Source organism: Desulfolithobacter dissulfuricans (assembly GCF_025998535.1).
GTDB lineage: Bacteria > Desulfobacterota > Desulfobulbia > Desulfobulbales > Desulfobulbaceae > Desulfolithobacter > Desulfolithobacter dissulfuricans.
In genome coordinates this window covers 725,678-749,885 of sequence record NZ_AP024233.1, presented here as the reverse complement: position 1 = coordinate 749,885, position 24,208 = coordinate 725,678, and the positions used below count along the sequence as shown (strand labels likewise).

The following is a 24,208-nucleotide window of genomic DNA, read 5'->3' as shown; positions in this document are numbered from 1 at the left end:
AAAAACTGACCCACTACCGGACGACAAAATTGACCCACCCGGACAAAAAAATTGACCCACCCGAGGCCCCTGGCCAAGAGCCTGTCCGGTGCCCGAAAGGAGAGCGGGCTGGGAGAGTTCCAGGTCGAGACCACGGAGGCGATATGCGTTGTCGTGACGCTCCTGCATGGCGGTCACCCTGTCAGCTTCTGGCGCAGCCTGTAGCTCTCGCCGCCGAGCATATAGACGCGGGAGTGGTGGACCAGGCGGTCGATGATGGGCACCGCCACGTTGTCGTCGTGGAAGAAGTCGCCCCAGGCGGTGAACTCCTTGTTGGTGGTGACGACGATGGAGCGGTACTCGTACAGGCTGTTGACGAGTTGGAAGAGGTTGTAGAGCGCGGTTTTGTTCATGGGCAGGTAGCCGAGCTCGTCGATGATCAGGAGGTCGTTCTTGGCCAGGGCCGTTATCCTGGCCTTGAGCTCGCCCTTGGCCAGGGCCAGGTCGAGCGACTCCACCAGTTCGGCGGCCCGGGTGAAGAGGACCTTGTAGCCGGCCTCGACGGCCTTGTGGCCGATGCCGATGGCCAGGTGGGTCTTGCCCACGCCCGGGGGCCGATGAAGATCAGGTTCTCGCGGTTGTCGATGAAGGAGAAATCGAGCAGGGCGTTGACCTGGCGCTTGGTGATGGTGGTCTGGTATCTGTAGTCGAACTCCTCCAGCCGCTTGATTGTGGGGAAGCCCGCCGCCTTGCGGTTGCGGAGGATGCGCTTGTGGTTGCGCTGCCGGCGCTCGTGCTCCACCAGCATGTCGGCGAACTCCAGGTATGAGACCTCGTTGGTCTCGGCGGCGGCGAGCAGGTCCGGGAGGCCGGCGGCGATGCTGGTACAGCGCAGGCCGCGGAACTTGGCAACGGTGGTCTCAATGGACGGCATCGCTCACCTCCCCTGTCTCGCAGATAGCGGCGTATGGGCGCAGCATGGCCCTGGTGGCGCTGTCGGCCGCGGCTGCCGGCCGCTCCCGGGGCTCCTGGCCTGTCCGCAGTTCGTCGAGCAGGTCCGGGCGCTTCCGGTACGCCTCCAGGTAGTCCTCGATGCGGGAGGTGGTCAGGCGCGGCTGGTCGAGGAGATGCGCCAGCAGGGGGGCCGGGATCCCGTGGCGGTCCAGCAGGCGGATCAGGCCGGTCAGCTGGTCCTTGTAGATGTCCGGCGCGCCCTTCTTGAGCAGGGCGCTCATGCGGATGCCGTCGTCGCCCAGGCGGCGCTGGATCTCCGCCTCGCAGTCGGCGATCCGCCGGGCCTTGTCCCGGTAGTGGGACTTCTTCTTGATCACCTGGCCCCGGCCGTGACACAGGGCGTGCCGCGTGATCTCCTCGCCGGTCTCCAGGTCCAGGAACACCAGGAAGTCCTGCTCCTCGCGCACCCCCACCGTGGCGCGCTGGTAACGCATGGGCACCGAGTAACGGTTGCTCTTCCAGGAGACGAGCCCGGTCTTGTCCGCCTTGCGGGTCTCCCGGCAGGCGGGGGTGAAGTCGATGCTCGGGGTGAGGTAGGGCCGCATGTGGCGCCGTTCGTCCCGCTCGTAGCGCTGCCGCGGTGACTCGCCAGTGCTGCCGTGCTTTCTGGCGTTGGCCGTGGCGTCGAGCCATTCGGCCATATAGGCTTCCAGGTCGGCCCAGGAGTCGAAATGCTCCCCGGCCAGTCCATTACCCTTTACGTACCGGACCCCGGCTTCCACCTTGCCCTTGCTCTCGGGGTCGTATCCCTCGCAGGCCCGGATCCGGAAACCGGCTACGGTGGCATAGCCATGGAACTGCTCGTTGAGGGTCAGCTCCCGGTAGCGTTCCTTGATCACCACCAGCCTGGTCTGGTCGTAGACGCACTCCTCGGGCCGACCGCCGAAGTACCGAAACGCTGCGTCGTGCATGCGGATGAACGTGCCGGTGTCGATAGGCCGGGGAGAAAGCCCCACGTACATCAGCCTCGAATAGGAGAGGACAAAGACCACGAAGTAGACGGTCGTCGGCTGGCAGGCCACCAGGACTCCCCGCAACTCCCCGGGGTCCACCTGGCATTGGACCCCGGGGACCATGTCCAGAACCGGCTCGTAATAGCGCTCCTGCTTGAGCGTGGAGGTCTGCTTGAGCCGGGCCACGTATCTTCGCACCGTCCGGATCGACACCGGCAGGTCAGGGTGTTTCTCCTTAAGTTTGCGGTGGATCTTCACCGCGCTCAAGCCGGGAAACGACTCCATGAGATGCCGGATGTAGGCCCGGTGGGGATCGAGGAGCTTGCGCCTCTCACGGTTGCTCTGCCGGGCCTGGATCTCCTCTTCGGACATGGCCAGGTACTTCCGGACCGTGTTGCGGGAGATCCCCAGCCGTCGCGCAATGCCACGGATGGACATCCCCGACCCATTGCTATGTAACGCTTTGATTTTGTGTATCATGTTCCACCCCTTCAAGGTTGCCTCCTCCCGGTTTGTATGGTTGGGAAAAGGAGAGAGGATACAGCCAAACGGCTGCCGTTTCAGCCTCGAAATGGGTCAAAATTGTTGGCCTTATGTGGGTCAATATACTTGGCCATTGACACCCAATCAGTTCCAGAACAGAAAGTAATGCGGGCTTGAGCGACTCCGGCAGATCTTCCGCGACCTTGCGGTGAAAACTCTCTGCACTGCATGACCTGCGTATTCCACTGATTCCGGCCACCCATTCCAGGCGAAACCGGCCAGGCATTCCACGGGATTCCGGCCAGCTGATCGGAGCGTAGCGACGCTGTTAGTCGTCCATTACCTTTTTCTCTCTGATCATGTCAAGTTCGCTGTCTTTTTTCTCATAGATTCTCCATTGAGTTGTATCTTGTGGGCACTGTGTACCAGCCGGTCCAGAATGGCATCTGCCAGGGTCGGATCGCCGATCTGTTCATGCCAGTTCTCCACCGGCAGTTGGCTGGTCACGAGCGTTGACTTGAGACCGTGACGGTCCTCCAGTATTTCAAGCAGATCGTGGCGCTGTTCCTGGCTCAGTTCAAACAGGCCATAATCATCAAGGACCAGCAGGTCTGTCTTGGCGTACGAGCTCAGCAGTTTGAGATACCGTCCGTCCCCCTTGGCCAGGCTCAGGTCTTCGAAGAGCTTGGTGGTCCGCAGGTAAAGGGCGCTGAACCCCTCCCGGCAGGCCTTCTCGGCAAAGGCGCAGGCAAGGTATGACTTGCCAACGCCGGTGGGGCCGGTGATAATCAGGTTGTGATGCTTCCTGATCCATTGGCAGTCAGCCAGTCTCGCGACAAGGGACTTGTCCAGGCCGCGGGGATGGCGGAAGTCAATGTCTTCAACAGAACCCTGCTGACGCAGTTTGGCCTTGCGTAGCCTGGTCTTCATCCTCCGGGTCTCCCGGACAGCCTGTTCACGGTCCAGCAGGAGGCCTAGGCGTTCCTCGAAGGCCATATGGTCAAGACCGCCTATCTGCATCTGTTCATCCAGGGCTGCGGCCATACCGGTGAAGCGCATAGCGGTCAGTTTCTCAAGAGTCGGGTGAAGCAGCATGATATTCTCCTTTAATGGCTTGTTGATGTGTAGTACCCGGCGCCGCGGATATTGTCGTGTTTAACCGGGGTGGTTTCTCTGCTGGTTCCCGGCAGCGGTTTCTGATCCAGCCCGTTCTTGAGAATGGATTCTATGCTGCGATACGAGAAGGCGTTAATGTGCAGGGCACGTCCGCATGCCGCCTCAAGCCGTTTGTCACCGTAGGACTTGCCCAGCCTGAGAATGCCCAGCAATGACCGGTAGGCCTGTTGCGGATGCCCTCTCTTGACCAGCATGGTCTCGGTCAATACGAGGGTCTGCGGACCGATCTTTGCAGCCCACCGCCTGAACCGATCAGGAGTCCAGTCAAGGTATCGTTGATGACTGACAGGCATGTGCTCCTTGATGGTGGTATGGCGTCCTGCCCGGTCATCGCGAAGGTGGCAGGCAACCCGTTTGTTGCGGTAGAAACACTCCACTGTACTTGCGGTATAGCGGACATCCAGTTTCTTTTTCACCAGGGTGTAGGGGACAGAGTAGTAATGTTTCTCCACCTCAACGTGATAGTCGATGTGGACTGTGGCCCTCTTCCATTGGGCCAGCTCGTAGACGGCTGCCGGCAGCGGTTTCAGGGCAGGCCTGTCGAGCTCTTCAAAGCGGCTCTTTCTGCTGCCGGGAAGCTTCTGGAAGGGCTTTTCGTTGAGGTCCCGGAGTAACCGCTTGATCTCCAGGTTCAACTCATCAAGAGAGAAAAAGGTATGCTTGCGGAGCCTGGCCAGTATCCACCGTTCCACCAACAGAACACCATTCTCTGCCTTAGCCTTGTCCCGAGGCTTGCGAACCCTGGCCGGAAGGATCACCGTTTGGTAGTGGCGGGCCAGATCGTTGTAGGTGGGGTTGATGTCCGGCTCGTAGCGATTTGGCTTGCTGACACCACTTTTCAGGTTGTCGGGGATAACGGCCTCGGGAACACCGCCGTAAAAGGAAAACGCGCGGACATGGGAGCCGATCCAGTCCTCAAGGCCCTGGGTGGCGGTGGCCTCGGCATAGGTGTAACTGCTCGCACCCAGTACGGCGACAAAGACCTGAGCCTTGCTGACTGCGCCGGTTGCCGCATCAACGATATCAACGGTCTGACCGGCATAGTCAACGAACAGCTTTTCTCCTGCCCGGTGTTCATGGCGCATGGCAACATCCAGGCGGACGGCCCAGTCACGGTAACCGTGGCAGAACCAGCTGTACTGATAGCCGTCAGGGTGCTGCTCCTTGTACTCCTGCCAGAGCAGGTTGAGAGTGACACCCTTGCGTGACTGCAGTTCCTTATGGACTTCCTGGAAGTCAGGGATGGGGCGGGAGCTGTTGCGCGGGATGGTCGGAGGAAATAACCGTTGTTCCAGGGCGGTATCGTCAAGTCGGTCAGGCAACGGCCATTCAAGGCCCGCCATTCTGGCGCGTTGCAGGTAGTCACTGACCGTACTGCTGCCAATGCCGCAGCTGTGGCCGATATCACGGTTGCTGCGATTACATTCGTATTTGAGGCGTAACACCTCTCGTATCTTACGCATAGATAACCTCTTCTTCGGCATGGGCCCTCCTTGAAATATTGATTCAAAAAGGCCTCACCTACCATGTGGTTCTATGCGTCGCTACTCTCCAAGTCTTGTGGCCGGATTCCTCTGGAATCACTGGCCGGAATCGAATGGAATCCGTGGCCGGAATGAAATGGAATCACCGGCCGGAATCACGTGGAATCGGTGGCCGGAATGCTCTGGAATATGCATGACCGTAACCGTGCTCCAAAAGCCTTGACACTGCCACGAACATGGTTGATCAGAGACGTTCGGGTCTTGACCAGCATATCCCTTGCCTGGAGCAGCTCCAGGTCAACCTGTGCTCCTTCGCCACGATGGTTGACTGGATAGAGAAGATCGGGATCAAACCGGGCAATTCTGGCCAGCATCATGGCATCACGGCTATCATTTTTTCTGTCACTATCCCAGATAACTCTCAGCTTGCGCGGGTTGCCGACCAGGACCTGACAACCAAGTTCTTCAAGCAGACGGCTTATCCAGGGCGAATGGGTTGCTGCTTCCAGGGCAACGGAGGCCCCTTTGTATCTGGTAAAAAACTTCACCAGATCATCTTTCGTGTTCGGAATATTTCCCTCGTAACAGACCGATCCATTTCGATCAAGTACACAAAGAACATGATTTTTGTCGCCAAGATCCATTCCAATCGTTACAGTACCCATGGCTGGTTCTCCTTTGTTGTGCAGCATTGAGACTGCGTTTTTTTGAGCGTGGTTATACCACAGCTCGTCTGGGGAATCAGCCTTCTCATCTTACCTTACCTGGTCCAGACATGCTGGTTTAATCAGGACACACCATGAAAAGCGACGACTACCTGCAGACCATTCACGCCCATCTCCGGTCCGCCTACCTGCTGTCCGAGGAAAAAATCGCCTCGGTCATGCCCACCTTTCTCACTACCCTGAACTCCCATCTCCAGCGGTTGGAACAGGCCGCCCAAAGCGACGACCTGAAAATTCTCGGTAAGGCCGGACATACCATAAAGGGCGCCCTGCTCAACCTCGGGCTGTTGGATCTGGCCGATGTGGCCTTTCAGATCGAATGGGGATGCAACCAGGGCGACAGGGAGATGGATTATAGAAAAATTGTCCGGGAAATCGGCACAGAGATCAGAAAGATCACCGGCGAACCAGGATAACAGAAAACTGGAGAGTCCGGGATGATCAAGCCTGGACCGGTGGTTCAATACTCCACAGGCAGCTCCAGGACCTCGGCCCTGGTGAACACCGGTCCGTCCTTGCAGACATAGACCGGGCCGACGTTGCAGTGACCACAGACCCCCAGGCCGCATTTCATCCGGTTTTCCAGCGACAGGTAGACCTGGTCGTTCTGCCAGCCAAGTTCCTCCAGCGGTCCCATGGTGAACCTGATCATGATGGGTGGCCCGCAGATGAGGGCGACCGCATTTTCCGGAGAAGGCGCAACCTGGCCGACGATGGTGGGGACGAACCCCACCAGCCCGTCCCAGCCCGGTGCTTCCCGGTCGATGGTGACATGCATTTCCACGTCGTCCCGCGCATCCCAGGCCTCCAGCTCTTTCCGGTACAGGAGCATCCCCGGGCTTCTGGCGCCGTAGATGACCGTGACTTGGCCATAATCCTTACGGTTTTCCAGCATGTGGAGCAGGGTGGCCCGCAAGGTGGTGAAGGCGAATCCGCCACCAATGATAACAATGTTTTTCCCCCGGAGAGCACCGTCCACGGGGAAACCGTTGCCCAGCGGCCCCCGGAGGCCGATGCGGGCTCCTACGTCCAGCATGTGCAGGGCCGTTGTCACCTTGCCGGCCCGGTTGACCGTGAAAAGCAGCTCCTTTTCCCCGGGCGGGGAGGCGATACCAATGGGGATCTCACCCTGGCCGGCCAAAGAGAGCATGGCAAACTGACCCGGCACATGGGACCAGGCCCTGGCGTCTTCGCTTCTTTCAAAGGCCAGCCGGAAACTCTTCAGGTTGCCGTCCTCACTCTCGACGATCACCTCGGTGATCCGGACCGGACAGGGAATATAGGGATTGACCAGACCGGTTCCGGCCAGGTCCTCCCTGCCAGGACCGTGTACAGCAGCTGCGTCCATTGCTCTACTCCACTGCCAGGAGGTCACGCAGGACCCCGCGGATATCGATATTCACCGGACACTCGCGGATACACCGACCGCAGCCTACGCAGGAAAGTGGCCCGAACCGGTCCGGGAAGTACTTGAGTTTGTGCAGAAAACGGTTGCGTACCCGCTGCACCTTCTGCCCGCGCGGATTATGGCCCGAGGCATGGAGAGTAAAGAGCGGAAACATGCAGGAATCCCAGTACCGGATACGGTGTCCGCTTCCGTGCATCACCTCGTCCTGGATATCAAAACAGTAGCAGGTGGGACAGAGAAAGGTGCAGATACCGCAGTTCAGGCACGGCTGGGCAACCTGGTCCCAGAACGGGGCCTCGTAGAGGGCCATGAGCGGTTTTTCCCCAAGCACTGCCGCCGGATTCTCCACCGCCCCGCCAAGGCCGGCCTCCTGCCTGCGGAGCTGCTCGAGCCTCTCCCTCTCGTCATCACCGGCCGCCGGCAACCCGGCCCCGGCCAGCAGTTCCTCGCCCCGCCGGGTCAGCGTTTCCAGGACAATGCCATGATCCAGTTCGGTCAGGAGGATATCGAGCCCATCGGTACCCAGGGGGGAGCCCCCGGTCCAGGTGCAGAAACAGGTGGTGCTCCTGGTGCGGCAGCTCAGGCCAACGAGGATCGTCTTGGAGCGAGCGGCCTGGTAATAGGGATCCTCCCGGTACACCATGTTGTTCAACTCTACGCTGCGGCCATCACAGGGCCGGACCCCGAGTAGAATGCGGGCTCGCCCCCCATCCGCCGGTACCTGGCAGCACGACCCCTCCCTGTCCGTGGTGGAAAACAGGGCCAGCACCTCGGGCTGGGGGAAAAAGAACCGTTTGACACTGTTCGCCGGCAGTCCCGAAGCCAGCTCCGGAAACCTGTCCCGGGTCAGCAGGGCCCAGTCCGGGACCACTCCATGGTCCCTGTCCAGGGGCGCAAAGAGATCAAAATCCCGCCGCCACCGCCGGACCAGACCATCCAGGTCCGCCTGACTTGCCCGGTACAAAGACACCTTCAGTGCTCCTCTCCGGAGTCCACATTCCGCCTGGTCCGGACCTTGTCAAACAACCCGAAAAACAAGCAGCCGTAATATATGGAGGTCAGCAGTACTCCTCCGGCAGCCAGGCCGTCGATGGCCCGTTCAAAAGGAGTGGCGATTTCGGCGGCAACCCGAATATTGATGATAAAGCCGATCAGGCCGATGGCAAGCCACCACCACGGCACATCGTATTTCTTATAGCGACTCATAGCTCCTTTCCTTCTTGCGGCCGGTATGACCGAATCATTGCCTGTCCGATGCCAGCCATACACAAATCAATACATTTCCTGCCGGCCCACCTGCGCCGGCAGAGCACTCCCGGTCCCAACTCACCCTCTCAACATGAAATCCTGCGGATCATCCAGGCCATAGGTGGCCAGAGGCTGGGGCTGGCCGGGATCCATTCCCGCCTCGGTACCAAACAGGGCCAGTACATCCTTTTCCAGTTTGCGGGTAAAAAGCCGCATGCGGATTCCCATGGGGCAGGCCGCCTCGCAGGCGCCACAGTCGGTACAGCGACCCGCACAATGGTAGGCGCGCAGGATATGAAACAGCGAAACATCCACCGGGTCCAGGCTTTTTCCCACCCATTGCGGCCGGGATTCGTCCACAAAACAGGTGGGGCAATAGCACAGCGGACAGGCGTTGCGGCAGGCGTAACAGCGGATACAGGTTGCGACTTCGCCCTGAAACCACTGGTAACGCTCCTCCGGTGTCATGCGCTCTATCTCCTCGATCTGGTCAAATCTGTCGGCCACCGGGTTCCTTGTGGAATGCGATGTGAGCATCTCATCAAAGAGAACCGGATTCGGGTGGGAACAGGTCCGGCAGTTGTCCCTCACCACGCTCCAGCGGCTGACTGTTTCGGAAAAACCTGGACCACTGACCACGAGCTCGTGCTCCTTTTCCTCCACCCGGGTGATCTCCCGGCCAGCAAAGAGAGCCCGAACCCTGCGGGGCAGGACCATGCCGCGGCTGGCTATGCCGACGATATGGATCTGCTCCCGGCGGAGCCGGTTTTCCTGGATCTGAACCACCATGTTGCGGGACCAGCAGCCCGTGGCCACGACCCCGACCCGCACCTGGCCTTCCCCGGACAGGGTCTGAACCAGTTCGGGCAGAAAGTTGGCCGGATTGAGAACACAGAAGGAGTTCCAGACAAACTGCCTGGCCTCTTCGGGAGTGCGGGCGACCAGGGGCCGCATGACCATGGGCACTGTGCCGGTGGTAAAGCCGACAAAGGCATCCACCGTACCCGCTGCCAGCAGATCCCCGGCCCGCTCCCTGAGAGCGCGGGTAATGGTTTCGTTTAGCTGACTCACTTTCCAGATCCATCCGGTAGGTGTTTGACAAAACGGGTGGCCGGCCCCAGACCACGGACCCGATCGGTGACCTCGCGGACGACAGCAGCGAACTGCTCACCTTCCGAAGCTGATATCCAGGTGAAATGCAGTCGATCCGACTCCAGGCCGACAAACTCAAGCAGGTTTTTGAGCAGCACAAACCGCCGCCGGGCGTGATAATTGCCGGACTGGTAATGGCAGTCACCGGGATGACAGCCAGAAACCAGCACACCGTCCGCCCCGCTGCGGATGGCATCAAGGATCAGATTGGCGCTGATCCGACCCGAACAGGGCACCTTGATGATACGAATACTTGGCGGATACTGCAAGCGGCTTATCCCGGCGAGATCGGCGCCGGCATAACTGCACCAGGTACAGAGAAAGGCTATTATCTTTGGTTCGAAGCTCAAGGTTTCATCCACACAGTTCTTATGACAGGGCCGCCTCCACCGCGGCCATGAGCTGCTCGTCATCGCCGTTTTTGAGGGAAATGGCCCCGGAACGGCAACCGGCCACACAGGCTCCACAGCCCTTGCACAGGCCGCTATTGACTGCGGCCTGCCCCGAGTCATCCTCCAGGATGACCGCCGCATAGGGACAAACCTGAACACAGAGCCCGCACCCCACGCATTTACCAGCCTGGACCTCGGCGGTCAGAGATTCGGCCGGCACCGCGTCGTGGGCCAGGATCCGCCCGGCCCTGGCCGCGGCGGCCTTGGCCTGGACAATGGTCTCATCCACCGGTTTGGGGTAATGACAGAGCCCGGCCAGAAAAACACCGTCGGTGGCGAAATCGACCGGCCGGAGCTTCATGTGGGCCTCAAGAAGGAACCCGTCCCCATTGACCGCGCACTTATACAGCTTCGCCACCGCACCGGTCTGTTCTCGGGGAACCACCGCCGTGGCCAGGATCAGCAGATCGGGATGAAGGAGGATTTCCCGACCCAGGATCGGGTCACGGACCACCACCTGCAGGGTTCCCTCACTCTCATCCACCCGGGGCAGATGGTCAAGGTCATAGCGGACAAAGACAATGCCCGCCGCCCGGGCCTCCTGGTAGAGATGCTCCCGCTGGCCATAGGTCCGGATATCGCGGTACAGCATGATGATATCCATCTCCGGCCGGAGTTCCCTGAGCTTGAGCGCCTGGTCGATGGCATGGGTACAGCAGACCCGGCTGCACCAGGTCCGCTCCGCAACCCGGGAACCGACACAGTGGATGAACACCGCCTGGCTTACGCCGGCAATCTGTTCCGGCTCATCCATGATTTTCCGGTCCATTTCCAGCAGGGTATGGACACGGGGATGGCGGCCGTAGAGGTACTCGGTGGGCTGATACGGTTCGCCACCGGTGGCCAGCACGGTAACCCCGTGTTCCAGAACCTGGCCATCGGCAAGCGTGGTCTTGAACCGACCCACACTGCCAGAGGCCTCAACCACCTCTGTCCCGGTTTTCAGGGTAATATCCGGGTGGTTCTCCGCCCGGGCGCACAGGGATTCCAGCCAGGGATGGATCCGGCTGCCCTGCCAGGTCCGAAACAGCGACCATGCCTGCCCTCCAGGTCGCAAGTCCCGTTCCACCAGGGTCACCGGGTAGCCCTGATCGGCGAGGGAAAGAGCCGCTGTCAGGCCGGCGACTCCGGCCCCGACCACCAGAACGGACTTGTTTACCGCCACCCGGTTTTCCGGCAACGGCTGCCGGTACCGCACCCGGGCCACGGCCATGCGCACCAGATCCTTGGCCTTCTCGGTCGCCGCCCCGGGCTGGTTCTGATGGACCCAGGAATCCTGGTCGCGGATATTGGCCATCTCGAAGAGGTACCGATTGATACCGGCCTCCTGCAGGGTTTCCTGGAACAGATCCTCGTGGGTTCGGGGCGAACAGGAGGCCACCACCACCCGGTTAAGTCGCTGGTCGCGGATGGTGGAGGCCATCTGGTCGATGGTATCCTGGGAACAGGAAAAAAGATTGTTGTGACTGTAGACCACCCCGGGCAGGGTGGCGGCATACTCGGTCACCGCGGCCACATCCACCACCGAGGCGATGTTGATCCCACAGGAACAGACAAAGACTCCGATCCGCGGCGGTTCGGCAAAGACGTCGCGTTCCTCGGGATACTGCGGCTGCCTGGTCTCGGTCCAGCGGGCAGCGCTCAAATCACGCTGTACCTCCAGGGCAGCGCCGCTGGCCTCCATGACCGACTGGGGAATATCCTTGGGTTCGGCGGCCGCACCGCAGACATACACCCCGGGCCTGCTGGTGGCCAGCGGGGAAAAATCCGTGGTGGCGATGAAATTATCGCGGTCAAGTTCGACCCCGAGATCTCCGGCCAGGGCCACCACCCGCGGATCCATTTCCAGGCCCACCGACAGCACCACCAGGTCAAAGTCCCGGTCGTGGAGCTTCCCCTGTTCATCGGCCCAGTGCAACCTGAGGTTACCGTTTCCGGCCGGATGCACGGTGTGGATCCGCGCCCGGTGAAAGTCTGCGCCGCTTACCCTGGCCCGCTGGTAATAGTGCTCGAACTCCTTGCCGTGGGTCCGCATGTCCATGAAGAAGATGGCGCTCTCCAGCTTCCCGGCCGCGTGCTCCCGGGCTATGACCGCCTGTTTGATAGCATACATGCAGCAGACCGACGAACAGTACCCGTGGCAGGCCCGGTTGTTATCCCGGGAGCCCACACATTGCAGCCAGGCGATCCGACGGGGTTCGCTCCCGTCCGAAGGCCGTTTGAGCTGCCCCATGGTGGGGCCGGAGGGGCTGAGAAGCCGCTCGAACTCCATGGAGGTGACCACGTTGTCCAGCCGGCCATAGCCGGTGAAGTCCAGCACCCCGGGATCAAAGGGCTTGAAACCGGGACTCAGGATCACCGAGCCCACCTCCAGATGGTGGGTTCTGGGATGGTCGTCGAAGTTGATGGCGTCGGCCGGACACTCCCGGGCGCAAAACCCGCAGCGGCCGGGTTTTTTCAGATAGATGCAGGCCTCGGGATCCAGGACATACTTAAGCGGTACGGCCTGCGGGTACTGCAGGTAGGCAGCCTTGCGCCGGTTCAGACCCAGGTTGAAGCCGGACTTGGCGCTTTTGGGACAGACCTCGGCGCAGCGGCCGCAGGCAATACACCTGTCCGGATCCACGTAGCGCGGCTGCTGAACCACGGTGGCCGTGAAATGTCCAGGCTCACCGACCAGTCCGGTCAACTCGGAGAGCGTCAGCAGATTGATATTGAGATGGCGACCGCACTCCACCAGCTTCGGGGAAAGGATGCAGGCCGAGCAGTCGTTGGTGGGAAAGGTCTTGTCCAGCTGGGACATGGTCCCGCCGATGGCGGGCGAGCGCTCCACCAGGTGGACCCGGAAACCGGAATCAGCCAGATCCAGTGCCGCCTGCACCCCGGCGATGCCTCCGCCGACAATGAGAACCGAACCGGACAGTCTGCTCATCCCTTCTGCCCCCGGTTTTTTCGTTTCATGGCCTTGACGATCCAGTTCCAGAGATGGGTGGTCTGCCACGTTCCGCCATAATGCTCGCAGATGTCCATAATCTGCCCGTGGCAGTTGTGGCAGGGAGTGATCACCACATCGGCACCGGTGGCCTGGAGCTGATCGAATTTGTAGCGGCCATAGGCCCGCCGGTTGGCGACGAAACCTGCCTGCAGGGCACCGCCGCCACCACCGCAGCAGTAATTATTTGATTTGCTCGGCCAGGGTTCGACGTAGTTTTCCTCCCCGGCCACCGCCCGGACTACAAAGCGCAGATCCTCGGCCACCGGGTCGCCCAGACCCTGGCGGACCAGCTTGCACGGATCCTGGACCGTGAACTTGAGTCCCCTGGTATTCCAGGAAGAATCCACCACCAGCCGCCCCTCCCGGATCCAGCGGGCATAGAGGGAGATAATGGAGACAAACTCGAACTTATGGGGAATGTTGAAACGGCGCAACCCCTCCAGGGTCGCAAAGTACATGTGGCCTCACTCGGTGTTTATGTAGGTGGCGCACCCCAGGGCGTCGACGGTCTCGGCCTGTTTGCGGACCGTGTATTCCCAGTCTTCCGGGTCACCGGTGAACAGACAGTAGTTGGCCCCGTCCCACCACCTGGACGAGTAGGTCCAGTCGATCCCTACCTCGTGGAGGATCTTCCACAGCGGTACCATCTCCTCGGGTTCCACCGTGGGTTCCTTGGCATTCTGGTTGAGGTAGAAGCGGGCACCCTTTTTATCGATCGGCGCCTGGAGATCGGCCCATTCCGGTTCCTGCTCCCGTACCTCTTCCAGGACATCGCCCACCACCCAGACAAAATCCTCGTCCGGGATCCCGGTGGAATTGGACTGTTTCTGGAGATCGCAGGAGCGCTGAAGGTTGCGGGGCCGCTGATCCCTGGGACGCATGCCCCGGATCTGATAGACGATGCGCCCCACGTCGATGCCCATGGGACAGGCGTACCGGCACCGCATGCAGTTGGTACAGGAGTAGATCCAGTTGGTGGCAAGGATTTCCTCATCCTGACCGAGCACCAGCAGACGCAGGAATTTCCGTGGATCCAGTCCCTCCAGCCCGGTTGCCGGGCAGCCGCTGGCACAGAGACCACAGGTAAGACAGTAATCGATATGAATGTCAGGTACGGCCTGGCGGATCTGTTCCTTGACCCTGGCCCGTATCTGCTGGAGATCAACAACGGCGCTCATGACCCTTCCCGGGCTGAAAAATATTGAATGAAAAGCTGCATCACGAACATCAATCTATCGACGGGTATTACTCCCAACGTACCGTATTGTCAAGAAAATTGGAAAGATACTCCTCACATCCCGTCAACCGCGGTCCTCTCGCAGCGCCCGCAGCAACCGCTGATGGATCCCGTCAAAGCCGCCGTTGGACAAAATGGCCACCACATCACCGGAACGACAGTCCCGGACCAGGGCCTCGATGATCGCCCCGGTATCCGGGAAACAGCGGGCCCGCAGACCCTGTCGACAAAGATCCTGTACCAGCCTGGCAGAAGAAAACTGCTCATCCACCGGCACCCCCTGCAGAGGGATATGCTCCCGGACGAACACCAGGTCGGCCGGCGTAAAGGAGGTGGCATAGGCCTCTTGAAACACCGACCGTCGACTGGAATTGGTCCGCGGCTCAAAGACCACCACCAGCCGCCTGTCCGGCCAGGCCCTGGCCAGGGCATCCACGGTTTCACGCACCGCGGTGGGATGGTGGGCAAAATCGTCGAGCACCGTAATCCCGTCGACCTCGCCCCGGATCTGCTGCCGTCGCCGCACACCTTCAAACGAGGCCAGCCCGCTGCGGATCTCCTGGGTTCCGAAACCGAGATGATCCATGAGCGCGGCCACAGCGGTTGCATTGAGGACATTGTGCCGGCCCGGCATGGGCAGAACATAGTCCGTTCCCTGCCCCTGCCTGGCAAGCCGGAAGTGGCTGCTCAGCCCGTCGGCCCGGAACCGCTCCACCTGCCAGTCATTGTCCGGACCGAAGCCATAGGTGAGCACGGTCCCCCGGCACTGTCCGGCGATCTCCAGGACCACCGGATCATCCCCATGGGCCACCAGCACGCCGTCTTCAGGAATCAGGGAGACAAAGCGGACAAAGGAGCTCTTGATGGCCGCCAGGTCGGCAAAAATATCGGCGTGATCGAACTCGATGGAGGTGAGGATGGCGCCCCGGGGACGGTAGTGGAGAAACTTCGAGCCCTTGTCAAAGAAGGCGGTGTCGTACTCGTCCCCTTCAACCACGAAATACTCGCCCTCACCCAGGTGGTAGTTGCTGCCAAAGGCCTCAACAATGCCGCCGATCATGAACCCCGGAGCGGCCCCGGCCCGGAACAGGGTGGTGGCCAGCAGGGAAGAGGTGGTGGTCTTGCCGTGGGTCCCGGCAACCACCAGCGGTGTAGCATGGCCGAGAAAGAAATGGCCAAGGGCCTGGGGCATGGAGACATAGGGAATCCCCAGCTCGGCGAGGGCCAGGGCCTCTTCGAAAACCGCCCGGATCACGTTGCCGACTACCACCAGATCCGGACGCACCTCCAGGTTTTCGCGGCCATACCCTTCCATGACCGGAATCGCCCTGGCGGCCAGGAAGTCGGACATGGGCGGATAGACGTTCTGGTCCGAACCGGTGACCCGGAAACCGCGTTCCTGGAGCATGCCTGCCAGCGCCGCCATGCCGGTGCCACAGATCCCCATGATATGTATATGCTCCACATGGTCCGGCACATGATTGAGGGCCGGATCGAGCCTGGCCTCTTTCACAGGTTCCTGGCCGAGCGCTTGACCGTCTCGAAAACCCGCTCATAGGTCTCTTCGAAGTTGGCCGGCGTCAGCCGCCCGACCTCGATGAACTTGACAACAATCTCTTTTGTGACCTTGAACACTGCCTCGTCGGTCACCGGCCGGTTGGGCATGGCCGGCTGTCCTTTCTTCGTCTCTGTCATCTGTTCTCTCTTGGGATACAAATAATAAAAAAACCCCTGCCACGAGGGAAGAAGGCCAATTCTATACCAGGTGTGACAGGGGTCTTTATTCTCTCACGGGAAAAACTTATGCAGCACTCCCCGGGAGAACCTGTATCGTCTCGTGCAACCGTTGGAACCTCTCTTAAGCACGGTGCCCCTGGACAACGGATCCGGCGCTCCGGAATTATCAGGCGGGCAGGCCATCAACTCTTCCCGTCCCAGGTAATCTCTCAATACCTGTCCAGGGCGGTGAAATCGACGGCGCCGGCATAGGCCAGCAGGTCCTGGAGACCCACCCGCTCTCCCCGAACCGTGACCATCAACTGGTTGCCGATGACCATGCTTATATCTCCTCCATGGTCGGCTTCACTGTACTTGACAATGGCCTGGTGCCCATGGATCATCTGCAGAACCCCGCCGCTGGCCCCGGCGAACATGGGATTATTGAGCATCATCATCACCGACTGCAGTACCGGTGAATCGGAAACGATTTCAATAGTCACCTGCGAGCTATCCCTGGTATAGGTCCGGCTCACGGTCACCCCGCCCCCGAACACCGCTGTACCGACAGCCTGGGCCGTTGCCGGTCCGGCCTCCCAGCCTGCCAACGGCGGCGGGAGTACCTGCTTAAGCTTTTCGCTCTTTTTCTGGCGAACCAGTTGAGCAGCGTATTCCAGGTTGGACGCGGCCCCGGCATAATCGCCCTGCTCATACTGCCGGACCGCCTGCTGGATGGTAGCCAGCACATCATCCCCGGTCACCGTCGCCCCGCCGGGACCAGGGACCATGATGGCCAGAAAAAAAAGGAGTGCGCGGCACAGGGTCTGTATCATTGCCTCGAAGTGGCTGAAAAATTCACAGAAACAGGAGCTGGCCCGGTGAAGACTCCATCCGGAGCCAAAGTCTGGCCGCGTCCTGGCTTCAGACAAGTGATACCAGGGCCCATACCGGGTGTCAAGCCGGGAAGCAAGCCAGCAGGCAGCCCCCCGCCAGGACTACCCGGCAATGAGGGTATGCAGGGTTTCGAAAAAGAGGGCCTTGCCCACCATGAAAAAGAACATCGACATGAGAGCGGCCGCAGGCACCGTGAACAGCCAGGATCCGAAGATGGAGGTTACGATGCGCCGGTTGATACCACCAAGACCACGGGCAAGCCCGATGCCGAGGATCGCCCCGACCAGGGTATGGGTGGTGGAAACCGGCAGGGAGAGCCGAGTGCAGGCCAGCACAGTGGCCGTGGCGGCGATATCGGCGGCCACACCACGGGACGGGGTTATCTCGGTGATCTTGGTTCCGACGGTCATCATGACCCGGTAACCATAGGTGGCCAGGCCGAGCACGATCCCCATACCACCCAGGGCCAGGACCCAGAGAGGCACCGGGACCTTCATGTCAATAGTGCCGGTTTTCAGGACATGGACGATGGCCGCCAGCGGGCCAACGGAGTTGGCCACGTCATTGGCGCCGTGGGCAAAGGCCACCGAGCAGGAACTGATGATGACCAGAGGGACAAAGACCCGCTCCACCGCTTCAAGCTGTTTGCCCAGAGACTCCTCTTCCAGGCCCTGGAGCTTGGCGCGGATCAGGAAATAGGACACCACCGCCGCCACCAGCGAGGCCCCGAGAGACAGGGCCAGGGCCCGGCTGTCGGTAAGCCAGTGGATGTTTTTGATCACATGCTTGAGCCCCTTGTAGATGGTGGCCAGCAGAACCACGGCGGTCATCAGGAAGACGATATATGGCATGTGGCGGATGGCCGCCCTGGCCGGCTGTTCCTTGCCGAGAATGGACTTGGAAATATAGTTGAATATAAGAAAGGCCATGATGCCACCGGCCAGGGGCGAGATAAACCACGAGGCGACTATCTGTCCCATCTTGGACCAGTTAACGGCTTGCCATCCGGCAGCCACGACTCCAAAACCGGCCACCGCCCCGACAATGGAATGGGTGGTGGAAACGGGCATACCGTAGATGGTGGAAAGGTTGAGCCAGAAGGCGGCCGAAAGCAGGGCCGCCGACATGCCGATGACCAGGATCACCGCCGCGTCCTGGGGCGAGATTCCCGGGATGGCAGCGAGCATGGCCGGATCGACAATCCCCTTGCGCACCGTATTGGTGACCTGGGCTCCGACCAGAACTGCGCCGGCGAACTCACAGATTCCGGCGGCAATGACCGCGTTGCGGATGGAGATGGACCTGGAACCCACCGCATCGGCCATGGAATTGGCCACATCGTTGGCACCGATATTCCAGGCCATGTAGAGGCCGAGAAGAGCTGTCAGACCGATAATTAAAATATCCATTTCTTTCAGTTCCTGCAGAAGAAATAAAAACCTAAATTGAGCGTTTCATCCATCTGCAACACTTAAAAAAAAACAATAACAATCAGCTATCTTTTTCCATTTGCAGATGGGCGAAACGCTCAATTTAGAAAAAAAAGCTCCGAACCACAGGAGGTCCGGAGCTTTCTACTACCGTTTTTCAATCATCACCCGCAGGTAATCACCGGCATTTTCCGCCTGATTGGCAATGGAGCCAAGCATGATCACCATCTTTTCATAAAAAAGAATATTGAGAATATCTTCTCTGCCCTCCAGGGAATAGATGGCCCGCGACAACTTGCGGGACATTTTGTCGGTCTTCCACTCCTCCTCGCCCAGATTCTCGATGAGCTTGAGAATGGACCGTGCCTCGGCCCCGCCAAAGGCTGTTTCGGCAAGATTCTTGAACTCCACGGCCGCGGTCAGCAGAGTCCCGCTCACCTGGAAGACCTGGTTGAGATAACAGAGAAAGAGATCCTGTATTTCCACATGGACCGTGGTTCGACGCAAGGTAAGCACCACGGCGAAATCCTCGGCCAGGTCAGCAATCTTCTCCTGCCGGGCCAGGAAGTTGACCAGGTCGGAACGATCCACAGGCAGAAAATAGCGCTGGGAGATGAAGCTGCGGATATCATGTTTGATGAGATCCGCCTCGTGTTCCAGGCGCGACATCTTCGAGTGGAGCCTGTGAATGGTGTCATAATCCTCCTGGATAAGGGCCTCGAGCAGGGGCCACAGCAGTTCCACGCACTCATGCACCTTCTTGCTGTGTTCGACAATGGGTCCAAAAGGCGACTTGCCAAAAAGATCACCGATCAAGCTTTTCATGGGGCCCTCCCTGGGTTTTGTTGCAGTGTCCTTTCTCAGCCTGGGGATATTTTATCCTGTAACGCCGCAACAAAAAAGACTTTCTGCCCGCATCCGGAATAAAAACAGACAACGGATAATTTGCAGCGACGCTATCCAAGAGCAAAAAAAATGTCAACTACCAATCATCGTCCGGTGGCGTCCGGGGAATCCCTTTCTGCCCCAAACGTGGTCCCCGGGCCCGTTACGGCCGGCAACCATGAAAAAAAATATCGTCACGGCAACCGCGGTGCTGAAAAACCATGGAGAAATTCCCCCATCTACAATACGTTATCAGGAAAATGAATCACCACCACAAGGTCCCCTGAAAAATGAACACAGGCGACCAGGGGCGCGCGACAATCGTACCACAATCAGCTTCCCGGGAAGCATGGCGAGACCAGTTCCCGCCTTCCGGACATGGACCGGAATGAAGATGTTTTTTTTCACAAGTCCACAATAAAGCATACAGCAAGGAGGCACAATGGGCCTGGAAATAGAACGAAAGTTTCTGGTCAGAGGGGACGCCTGGAGAAAAGAGGCCACCGGCATACCCTATCGGCAGGGATATCTCTGCCTGGATAGAAAAAGGACTGTGCGGGTTCGAACCATTGACGAACGACAGGGATTAGTCACCATCAAAGGCGCCAGCACAGGCGCCACCAGGATGGAGTTTGAGTACCCCGTTCCGGTTCAGGATGCCCTCACCATGCTTGACAACCTGTGCGAAAAGCCGCTCATAGAAAAAAAACGTTATACCATCAGGGAAAACGGCCACACATGGGAGGTGGACGAGTTTTTCGGCGAAAACCAGGGACTGGTAATCGCCGAGATCGAGCTGACCAGTGAGGACCAGGAATTCACCAGGCCGGACTGGGTTGGTAAAGAGGTCACCGGTGATCCGCGATATTTCAACTCCTCCCTGATCAGAGCGCCCTATTCGACATGGAAAAAAACATAGCGCCAGCTCGTACCCGCCTGGAATCACAGAATGGGCCAAGATCTGCTATTATTAATTTAAATCTAAGCGTCATATCGTGTATGGTATTTTTTCCGCCCGGATACCGGCGGTCAAGGGGCCCTGGTCCGGGAAGCCGGAAGCTGGGAAGCAGACCGGGCTTTAATTGGTGTCAACGGACAATCAGGGGTGATGTTATGAGAATCCTGAAAAACAAGATCGGGATAGAAAAACAGATAGATGACTTTCTCGACCAGGTAAGCCGCTCTTCGCTTATTTTCAAGCAGGGGGCCGAGGCCTACCTGCAGCAGAATCAGGAAGACTTCCAGCGCAGGCTGGAGGAAATCGCCACGGTGGAACACCGGGGTGACGAACTTCGGCGCAACATCGAGATCTATCTCTACTCCAAGACCCTGATCCCGGAATCGCGCGGCGACGTGCTGGAGCTGCTGGAGAACCTCGATGCCTCGCTGCTGGACCGGTTCAAGGGCGCCCTGTGGCGTTTTGAAATCGAACGACCGGAGATCAACCAGGCCTTCCAGCACGATTTTCTCCAGCTGGTCAACTGCTCGGTGGAGGCCTCCGAGGCCATAGTCCGCTCCTCCCGGGCCTTCTTCAAGGATATCGACTCGGTAGCCAACCACCTGGACAAGGTGTCCTACTGGGAATCGGAATCGGACAAGGTGGCCACCAGGCTGCAGACCGCCATCTTCAGGACCGAGGAACTGCGGTTGAGCCACCGGATGCAGATACGCGATTTTGCCCGCCATATTGATAAAATAGCCGACAAGGCGGAAGATGTGGCCGATCGGCTCAACATCTATGTCATCAAGCGGTCCCTGTAGGAAGAGCCATGTTCGCCGCCTATCTTTCCAGTGGCCTGTTTCTGGGCTGGTCGCTCGGAGCCAACGATGCCTCCAACGTATTCGGGACCGCGGTCGGTTCCCGGATGATCCGGTTCCGCACCGCGGCCATCTACTGCTCCATCTTTGTCATTCTCGGGGCCGTGATCAGCGGGGCCGGCGCCTCCCATACCCTGGGCAAGCTGGGCTCCGTCAATGCCATTGCCGGTGCCTTCATCGTCGCCTTTGCCGCCGGTTTCAGCGTCTATCTGATGACCCGGGCCCGCTTTCCGGTCTCCACCTCCCAGGCCATTGTCGGCGCCATCATCGGCTGGAACATGTTCAGCGGCTCGGTAACCGACCTGACCTCCCTGACCAAAATCGTCTCGACCTGGATCTTCTGCCCGATCCTGGCCGGGATCTTTTCCATACTCCTCTACCTGCTGACCGCCTGGGTCATCCGGACCCTGAAAATCCACATGTTCAAGCTCGATGCCCTGACCCGGTGGTCCCTGCTGCTGGCCGGCATTTTCGGGTCCTATTCCCTGGGGGCCAACAACATCGCCAATGTCATGGGGGTCTTTGTCCCTGTGGCCCCGTTTGAATCGATTTCCTTCCTGGCCTTCACCTTCTCATCGGCCCAGCAGCTCTTTCTCCTGGGCGGTATCGCCATTGCCGTGGGTGTTTTCACCTATTCACGCCATGTCATGGAGACCGTTGGCCGGGGCATCTTTGATCTCACTCCGGTAGCGGCCTGCGTGGTGGTCTGGTCCCACTCCCTGGTGCTCTTTATCTTTTCCTCCCAGACGATCGAGCGCTGGCTCCAGGCCCACGGCCTGCCGTCACTGCCCCTGGTTCCGGTCTCAAGCTCCCAGGCCATTGTCGGCGCGGTCATCGGCATCGGGCTGCTCAAGGGCGGCCGTGCCATACGGTGGCGGACCGTGGCCGGCATCACCTCAAGCTGGGTCGTCACCCCGGTGATCGCGGCGATCATCAGTTTGATCTCACTTTTCTTTCTCCAGAACGTCTTCCAGCAGGAAACCTATCATCCCGTCCACTATTCTCTGGACCGGGAAACGCTCACCTATCTTGACAGGCAGGGGATTCCCACCAAACACCTCAAGGAACTCCTGTGGCAGGAATACCCCAACGCCGTGGCTTTCAAAAAGGCAGTGGAGTCGGTAACTCCGCTGGACAGGGAGGCTGTTGCCCGGGTCATCAGGGCCGCCTCTCTTGATAACCTGAAGATCACGAAAGACAAGCTCGACCAACTCACCAGTTCCTCCCTGACCCCGGCCCAGTTGGAGGCCCTGCGCTCCCTGGAGGGCCGCATCTTCCTCCATCGCTGGCAGTTTGAACAAGCCCTGGCCAGAAAATCTTCGGAGTTCCGACCCCGGCCCGGTGACCCGGCCCACAATGCCCGGATCGAATCACTGCTTCAATTTCTCTATGTCAAATTCAGGCAATAAATTGCCACCCCAGAACCCTGCCCATGGAACATCAGACCACTATCGGCCATCACGAACTGCTGCTGGAGGCCACAAATCAACAGGCATGCACCGACCATGTCCGGTCGTTTTTCGACAAGACGTTTCTGGTGCGTTATGACCGTATCCATATTCCGGAGTCCTCCATTGTCCGGGCCACGGACCCGGACTTCCCGGCCCGGTTGAACCGGAACCTGGCCGCTCATCGGGAGACCATCACCAGACTCACCGCCAGGCTTCGCGAGGAAGGCGGGGCCAACCCGGATCAGTGGCCCAGCCTGGAGCAGGGGTATATCACCAAGCTGCTGCACACCATTGTTCACCTGATGGATGGGTTTTTCGGGGTCGATTCGCTATTTTACAACCTGATAGAGGATTCCCACCAGGTATCTTGGCAGCTGCGGGAACGGATAGCCCGGCAGCCGGAGCGCTACTGGCTGGTCCTGGTCCGGCAACCTTTTACTTTTTACCAGACCGACGGATTCCGGCACAGCCCGACCATCCGGTGCGCGGAGACGCGCTAGTTTTTGGTGGAGTGGCAGACAAAGCAGCCGGAATTGACACCGGATCCAGTGCCGGCAATGACGGACGTATAATCCCAGCGCAACATGTCTGGATAATCGCTGGCATGGGCCACATGGCAGGAAAGACACATGACCGCGTCACTGCCCGGGGTCACCGTAGAACTTGACGCGACAGGCACCGTGAGCCTGGCCACAGGGGCACTCAGGTTGTATACCGTGTAGGCGGCATACTCCCCACTTGCCGGCAGGGACAGATCGGTGGGATGACGGATAAAGGGAGAGTTGGTGCTGCTGCCGATACCGTCGGACTCGTCGGTGGCCACGGTATGAAAATTCCCGTGACAGGTGGCGCAGAACTGGCTCATGGTCCCATCGGGCGGCTGGGTCAGGCCTCCGGGACCACTGTGGCATTTCACCGCGCTTCCCGAACAGCCCAGCTGGACCGGCTGGGACAGAGCAAAATATTCATTATGATTGGCCGGGCTGGGATTCTCTTCCCAGTCCGGACTTTCAAACCCCTTGACCGCCATGAGAAAGCGATAGCTGTTCGCCACCTCGGTTGCCTGATCCACCTGGCCGTCCACATTCCTGTGATGGGCCCCGGAGATTCCTTCCGGATAGGAGCCCCGGAACCTGAATGCCTGTAGCCATGGCAGCCGTTGACGCCGGCGCAGGAAAGATTTTCCGTATTCACGTTGCGGCCAGTGACATGACTGGGACCACCCACATTGACGATTCCCCCGGGCGGCGCATAGAGCACTGCATCGATTCCGGTGAGCCCTCCGATGTTATGTCCTTTGCTGTCTGCGGCTCCACTTCCCTTGATGCCGGTAATATAGCCGAAATTTCCCCCGGCCAGGTCCGTTGCCCCGCTGTGCAGGACCTGGGGAATACGCGAGGTTCCCAGGGCCACCACCGGACTGCTTCCGCCCTGGGCATGGCAACCATAGCATGTTCCCCGGGTCAGGTTGTCGTTTGGAGTCGCGCTGCTGTCAAAATTCATCGACACATTGCCCTGGCTGTTATGCATGGTGTGGCAATCGGAACAGATACCACGAATGGCTCCCTGCGCAATGCAACTCCATAGGACCACCACCAGGGTGACCATGCAGACTCCAGCCACAGGAAAAGACCCCCTTCCTCCTTTTGTCTTCCGTGATACTCGTATCATTTTTTCTGCCTTGGACCTGATTGTTGCCAACAGGGTT

General features: G+C 59.5%; 24 protein-coding genes and 1 pseudogene. 6 read left to right on the top strand and 19 right to left on the bottom strand.

Annotated features, from left to right (window positions below; genetic code table 11):
• Positions 1-51: 51 nt before the first annotated feature.
• Entirely contained in the window at positions 52-204 is a 153-nt protein-coding gene (locus tag GF1_RS03165; protein WP_267926244.1) for a hypothetical protein, read from the top strand.
• Here the strand turns inward: GF1_RS03165 and istB (GF1_RS03160) are convergent.
• The 5 genes and pseudogenes from istB (GF1_RS03160) to GF1_RS03140 all read right to left on the bottom strand — a co-directional run bounded on the left by istB (GF1_RS03160) (position 174) and on the right by GF1_RS03140 (position 5,733).
• Positions 174-913, bottom strand: a pseudogene (istB, locus tag GF1_RS03160) (IS21-like element helper ATPase IstB). The gene GF1_RS03165 and the pseudogene istB (GF1_RS03160) overlap by 31 nt on opposite strands.
• The gene (istA, locus tag GF1_RS03155; protein ID WP_267926246.1) at positions 900-2,384 is read right to left on the bottom strand and encodes an IS21 family transposase; all 1,485 of its coding nucleotides are present in this window, start codon (positions 2,382-2,384) and stop codon (positions 900-902) included. The pseudogene istB (GF1_RS03160) and the gene istA (GF1_RS03155) overlap by 14 nt, the downstream one beginning before the upstream one ends.
• Before the next feature lie 402 nt (positions 2,385-2,786).
• Complete coding sequence (istB, locus tag GF1_RS03150) at positions 2,787-3,524, bottom strand: IS21-like element helper ATPase IstB (RefSeq protein ID WP_267928171.1); 738 nt, start codon at positions 3,522-3,524, stop codon at positions 2,787-2,789.
• An 11-nt stretch (positions 3,525-3,535) separates the two neighbouring features.
• On the bottom strand, positions 3,536-5,089 hold the full coding sequence (gene istA / locus GF1_RS03145; protein ID WP_435051705.1) for an IS21 family transposase: 1,554 nt from the start codon (positions 5,087-5,089) through the stop codon (positions 3,536-3,538).
• A 155-nt stretch (positions 5,090-5,244) separates the two neighbouring features.
• A complete protein-coding gene (locus tag GF1_RS03140; protein WP_267929099.1) occupies positions 5,245-5,733 on the bottom strand; it encodes an IS110 family transposase in 489 nt (162 codons plus the stop codon).
• A 155-nt stretch (positions 5,734-5,888) separates the two neighbouring features.
• Between GF1_RS03140 and GF1_RS03135 the strand changes: the two genes are divergently transcribed.
• Complete coding sequence (locus GF1_RS03135) at positions 5,889-6,230, top strand: Hpt domain-containing protein (RefSeq protein ID WP_267928169.1); 342 nt, start codon at positions 5,889-5,891, stop codon at positions 6,228-6,230.
• 44 nt (positions 6,231-6,274) lie between these two features.
• On the opposite strand, the gene GF1_RS03130 is transcribed toward GF1_RS03135, so the two are convergent.
• From GF1_RS03130 to GF1_RS03070, 13 genes are all read right to left on the bottom strand, one after another.
• The gene (locus GF1_RS03130; protein ID WP_267928168.1) at positions 6,275-7,162 is read right to left on the bottom strand and encodes an FAD/NAD(P)-binding protein; all 888 of its coding nucleotides are present in this window, start codon (positions 7,160-7,162) and stop codon (positions 6,275-6,277) included.
• 4 nt (positions 7,163-7,166) lie between these two features.
• Positions 7,167-8,192, bottom strand: a complete 1,026-nt coding sequence (locus GF1_RS03125; RefSeq protein ID WP_267928167.1) for a 4Fe-4S dicluster domain-containing protein — start codon at positions 8,190-8,192, stop codon at positions 7,167-7,169.
• Between the two features lie 2 nt (positions 8,193-8,194).
• Positions 8,195-8,428, bottom strand: coding sequence for a hypothetical protein (locus tag GF1_RS03120; RefSeq protein ID WP_267928166.1), 234 nt, complete (start codon positions 8,426-8,428; stop codon positions 8,195-8,197).
• Positions 8,429-8,548: 120 nt separating this feature from the next.
• Positions 8,549-9,541, bottom strand: coding sequence for a 4Fe-4S dicluster domain-containing protein (locus GF1_RS03115; RefSeq protein WP_267928165.1), 993 nt, complete (start codon positions 9,539-9,541; stop codon positions 8,549-8,551).
• A complete protein-coding gene (locus GF1_RS03110) occupies positions 9,538-10,035 on the bottom strand; it encodes a hydrogenase iron-sulfur subunit (RefSeq protein WP_353740421.1) in 498 nt (165 codons plus the stop codon). Before GF1_RS03110 ends, GF1_RS03115 begins: the two co-directional genes overlap by 4 nt.
• Positions 9,992-13,006 carry an FAD-dependent oxidoreductase gene (locus GF1_RS03105; RefSeq protein WP_267928163.1) on the bottom strand — a complete coding sequence of 1,005 codons (3,015 nt, stop codon included), beginning with the start codon at positions 13,004-13,006 and terminating at the stop codon, positions 9,992-9,994. Before GF1_RS03105 ends, GF1_RS03110 begins: the two co-directional genes overlap by 44 nt.
• Positions 13,003-13,527, bottom strand: a complete 525-nt coding sequence (locus GF1_RS03100; protein ID WP_267928162.1) for a heterodisulfide reductase-related iron-sulfur binding cluster — start codon at positions 13,525-13,527, stop codon at positions 13,003-13,005. Before GF1_RS03100 ends, GF1_RS03105 begins: the two co-directional genes overlap by 4 nt.
• Positions 13,528-13,533: 6 nt before the next feature.
• On the bottom strand, positions 13,534-14,247 hold the full coding sequence (locus GF1_RS03095; RefSeq protein ID WP_267928161.1) for a 4Fe-4S dicluster domain-containing protein: 714 nt from the start codon (positions 14,245-14,247) through the stop codon (positions 13,534-13,536).
• Positions 14,248-14,370: 123 nt separating this feature from the next.
• Positions 14,371-15,819 carry a UDP-N-acetylmuramate:L-alanyl-gamma-D-glutamyl-meso-diaminopimelate ligase gene (gene mpl / locus GF1_RS03090; protein ID WP_267928160.1) on the bottom strand — a complete coding sequence of 483 codons (1,449 nt, stop codon included), beginning with the start codon at positions 15,817-15,819 and terminating at the stop codon, positions 14,371-14,373.
• A complete protein-coding gene (locus GF1_RS03085; RefSeq protein WP_267928159.1) occupies positions 15,816-16,001 on the bottom strand; it encodes a hypothetical protein in 186 nt (61 codons plus the stop codon). Before GF1_RS03085 ends, mpl begins: the two co-directional genes overlap by 4 nt.
• A 251-nt stretch (positions 16,002-16,252) precedes the next feature.
• Positions 16,253-16,855: a hypothetical protein gene (locus tag GF1_RS03080; protein WP_267928158.1), complete on the bottom strand. Its 603-nt coding sequence runs from the start codon at positions 16,853-16,855 to the stop codon at positions 16,253-16,255.
• Between the two features lie 162 nt (positions 16,856-17,017).
• Positions 17,018-18,325 (bottom strand): inorganic phosphate transporter, encoded by a 1,308-nt coding sequence (locus GF1_RS03075; RefSeq protein WP_267928157.1) that lies wholly within the window; start codon positions 18,323-18,325, stop codon positions 17,018-17,020.
• A 168-nt stretch (positions 18,326-18,493) separates the two neighbouring features.
• Entirely contained in the window at positions 18,494-19,171 is a 678-nt protein-coding gene (locus tag GF1_RS03070) for a TIGR00153 family protein (RefSeq protein ID WP_267928156.1), read from the bottom strand.
• Between the two features lie 502 nt (positions 19,172-19,673).
• Here GF1_RS03070 and GF1_RS03065 point away from each other — a divergent pair.
• From GF1_RS03065 to GF1_RS03050, 4 genes are all read left to right on the top strand, one after another.
• Complete coding sequence (locus GF1_RS03065) at positions 19,674-20,150, top strand: CYTH domain-containing protein (protein ID WP_267928155.1); 477 nt, start codon at positions 19,674-19,676, stop codon at positions 20,148-20,150.
• A gap of 194 nt (positions 20,151-20,344) precedes the next feature.
• Complete coding sequence (locus GF1_RS03060; RefSeq protein WP_267928154.1) at positions 20,345-20,992, top strand: DUF47 domain-containing protein; 648 nt, start codon at positions 20,345-20,347, stop codon at positions 20,990-20,992.
• Between the two features lie 8 nt (positions 20,993-21,000).
• A complete protein-coding gene (locus GF1_RS03055; protein ID WP_267928153.1) occupies positions 21,001-22,458 on the top strand; it encodes an inorganic phosphate transporter in 1,458 nt (485 codons plus the stop codon).
• 23 nt (positions 22,459-22,481) lie between these two features.
• Complete coding sequence (locus GF1_RS03050; protein ID WP_267928152.1) at positions 22,482-23,000, top strand: hypothetical protein; 519 nt, start codon at positions 22,482-22,484, stop codon at positions 22,998-23,000.
• Here GF1_RS03050 and GF1_RS03045 read toward each other — a convergent pair.
• Positions 22,997-23,572 carry a cytochrome c3 family protein gene (locus GF1_RS03045; protein WP_267928151.1) on the bottom strand — a complete coding sequence of 192 codons (576 nt, stop codon included), beginning with the start codon at positions 23,570-23,572 and terminating at the stop codon, positions 22,997-22,999. The genes GF1_RS03050 and GF1_RS03045 overlap by 4 nt on opposite strands.
• Positions 23,573-24,208: the final 636 nt, after the last annotated feature.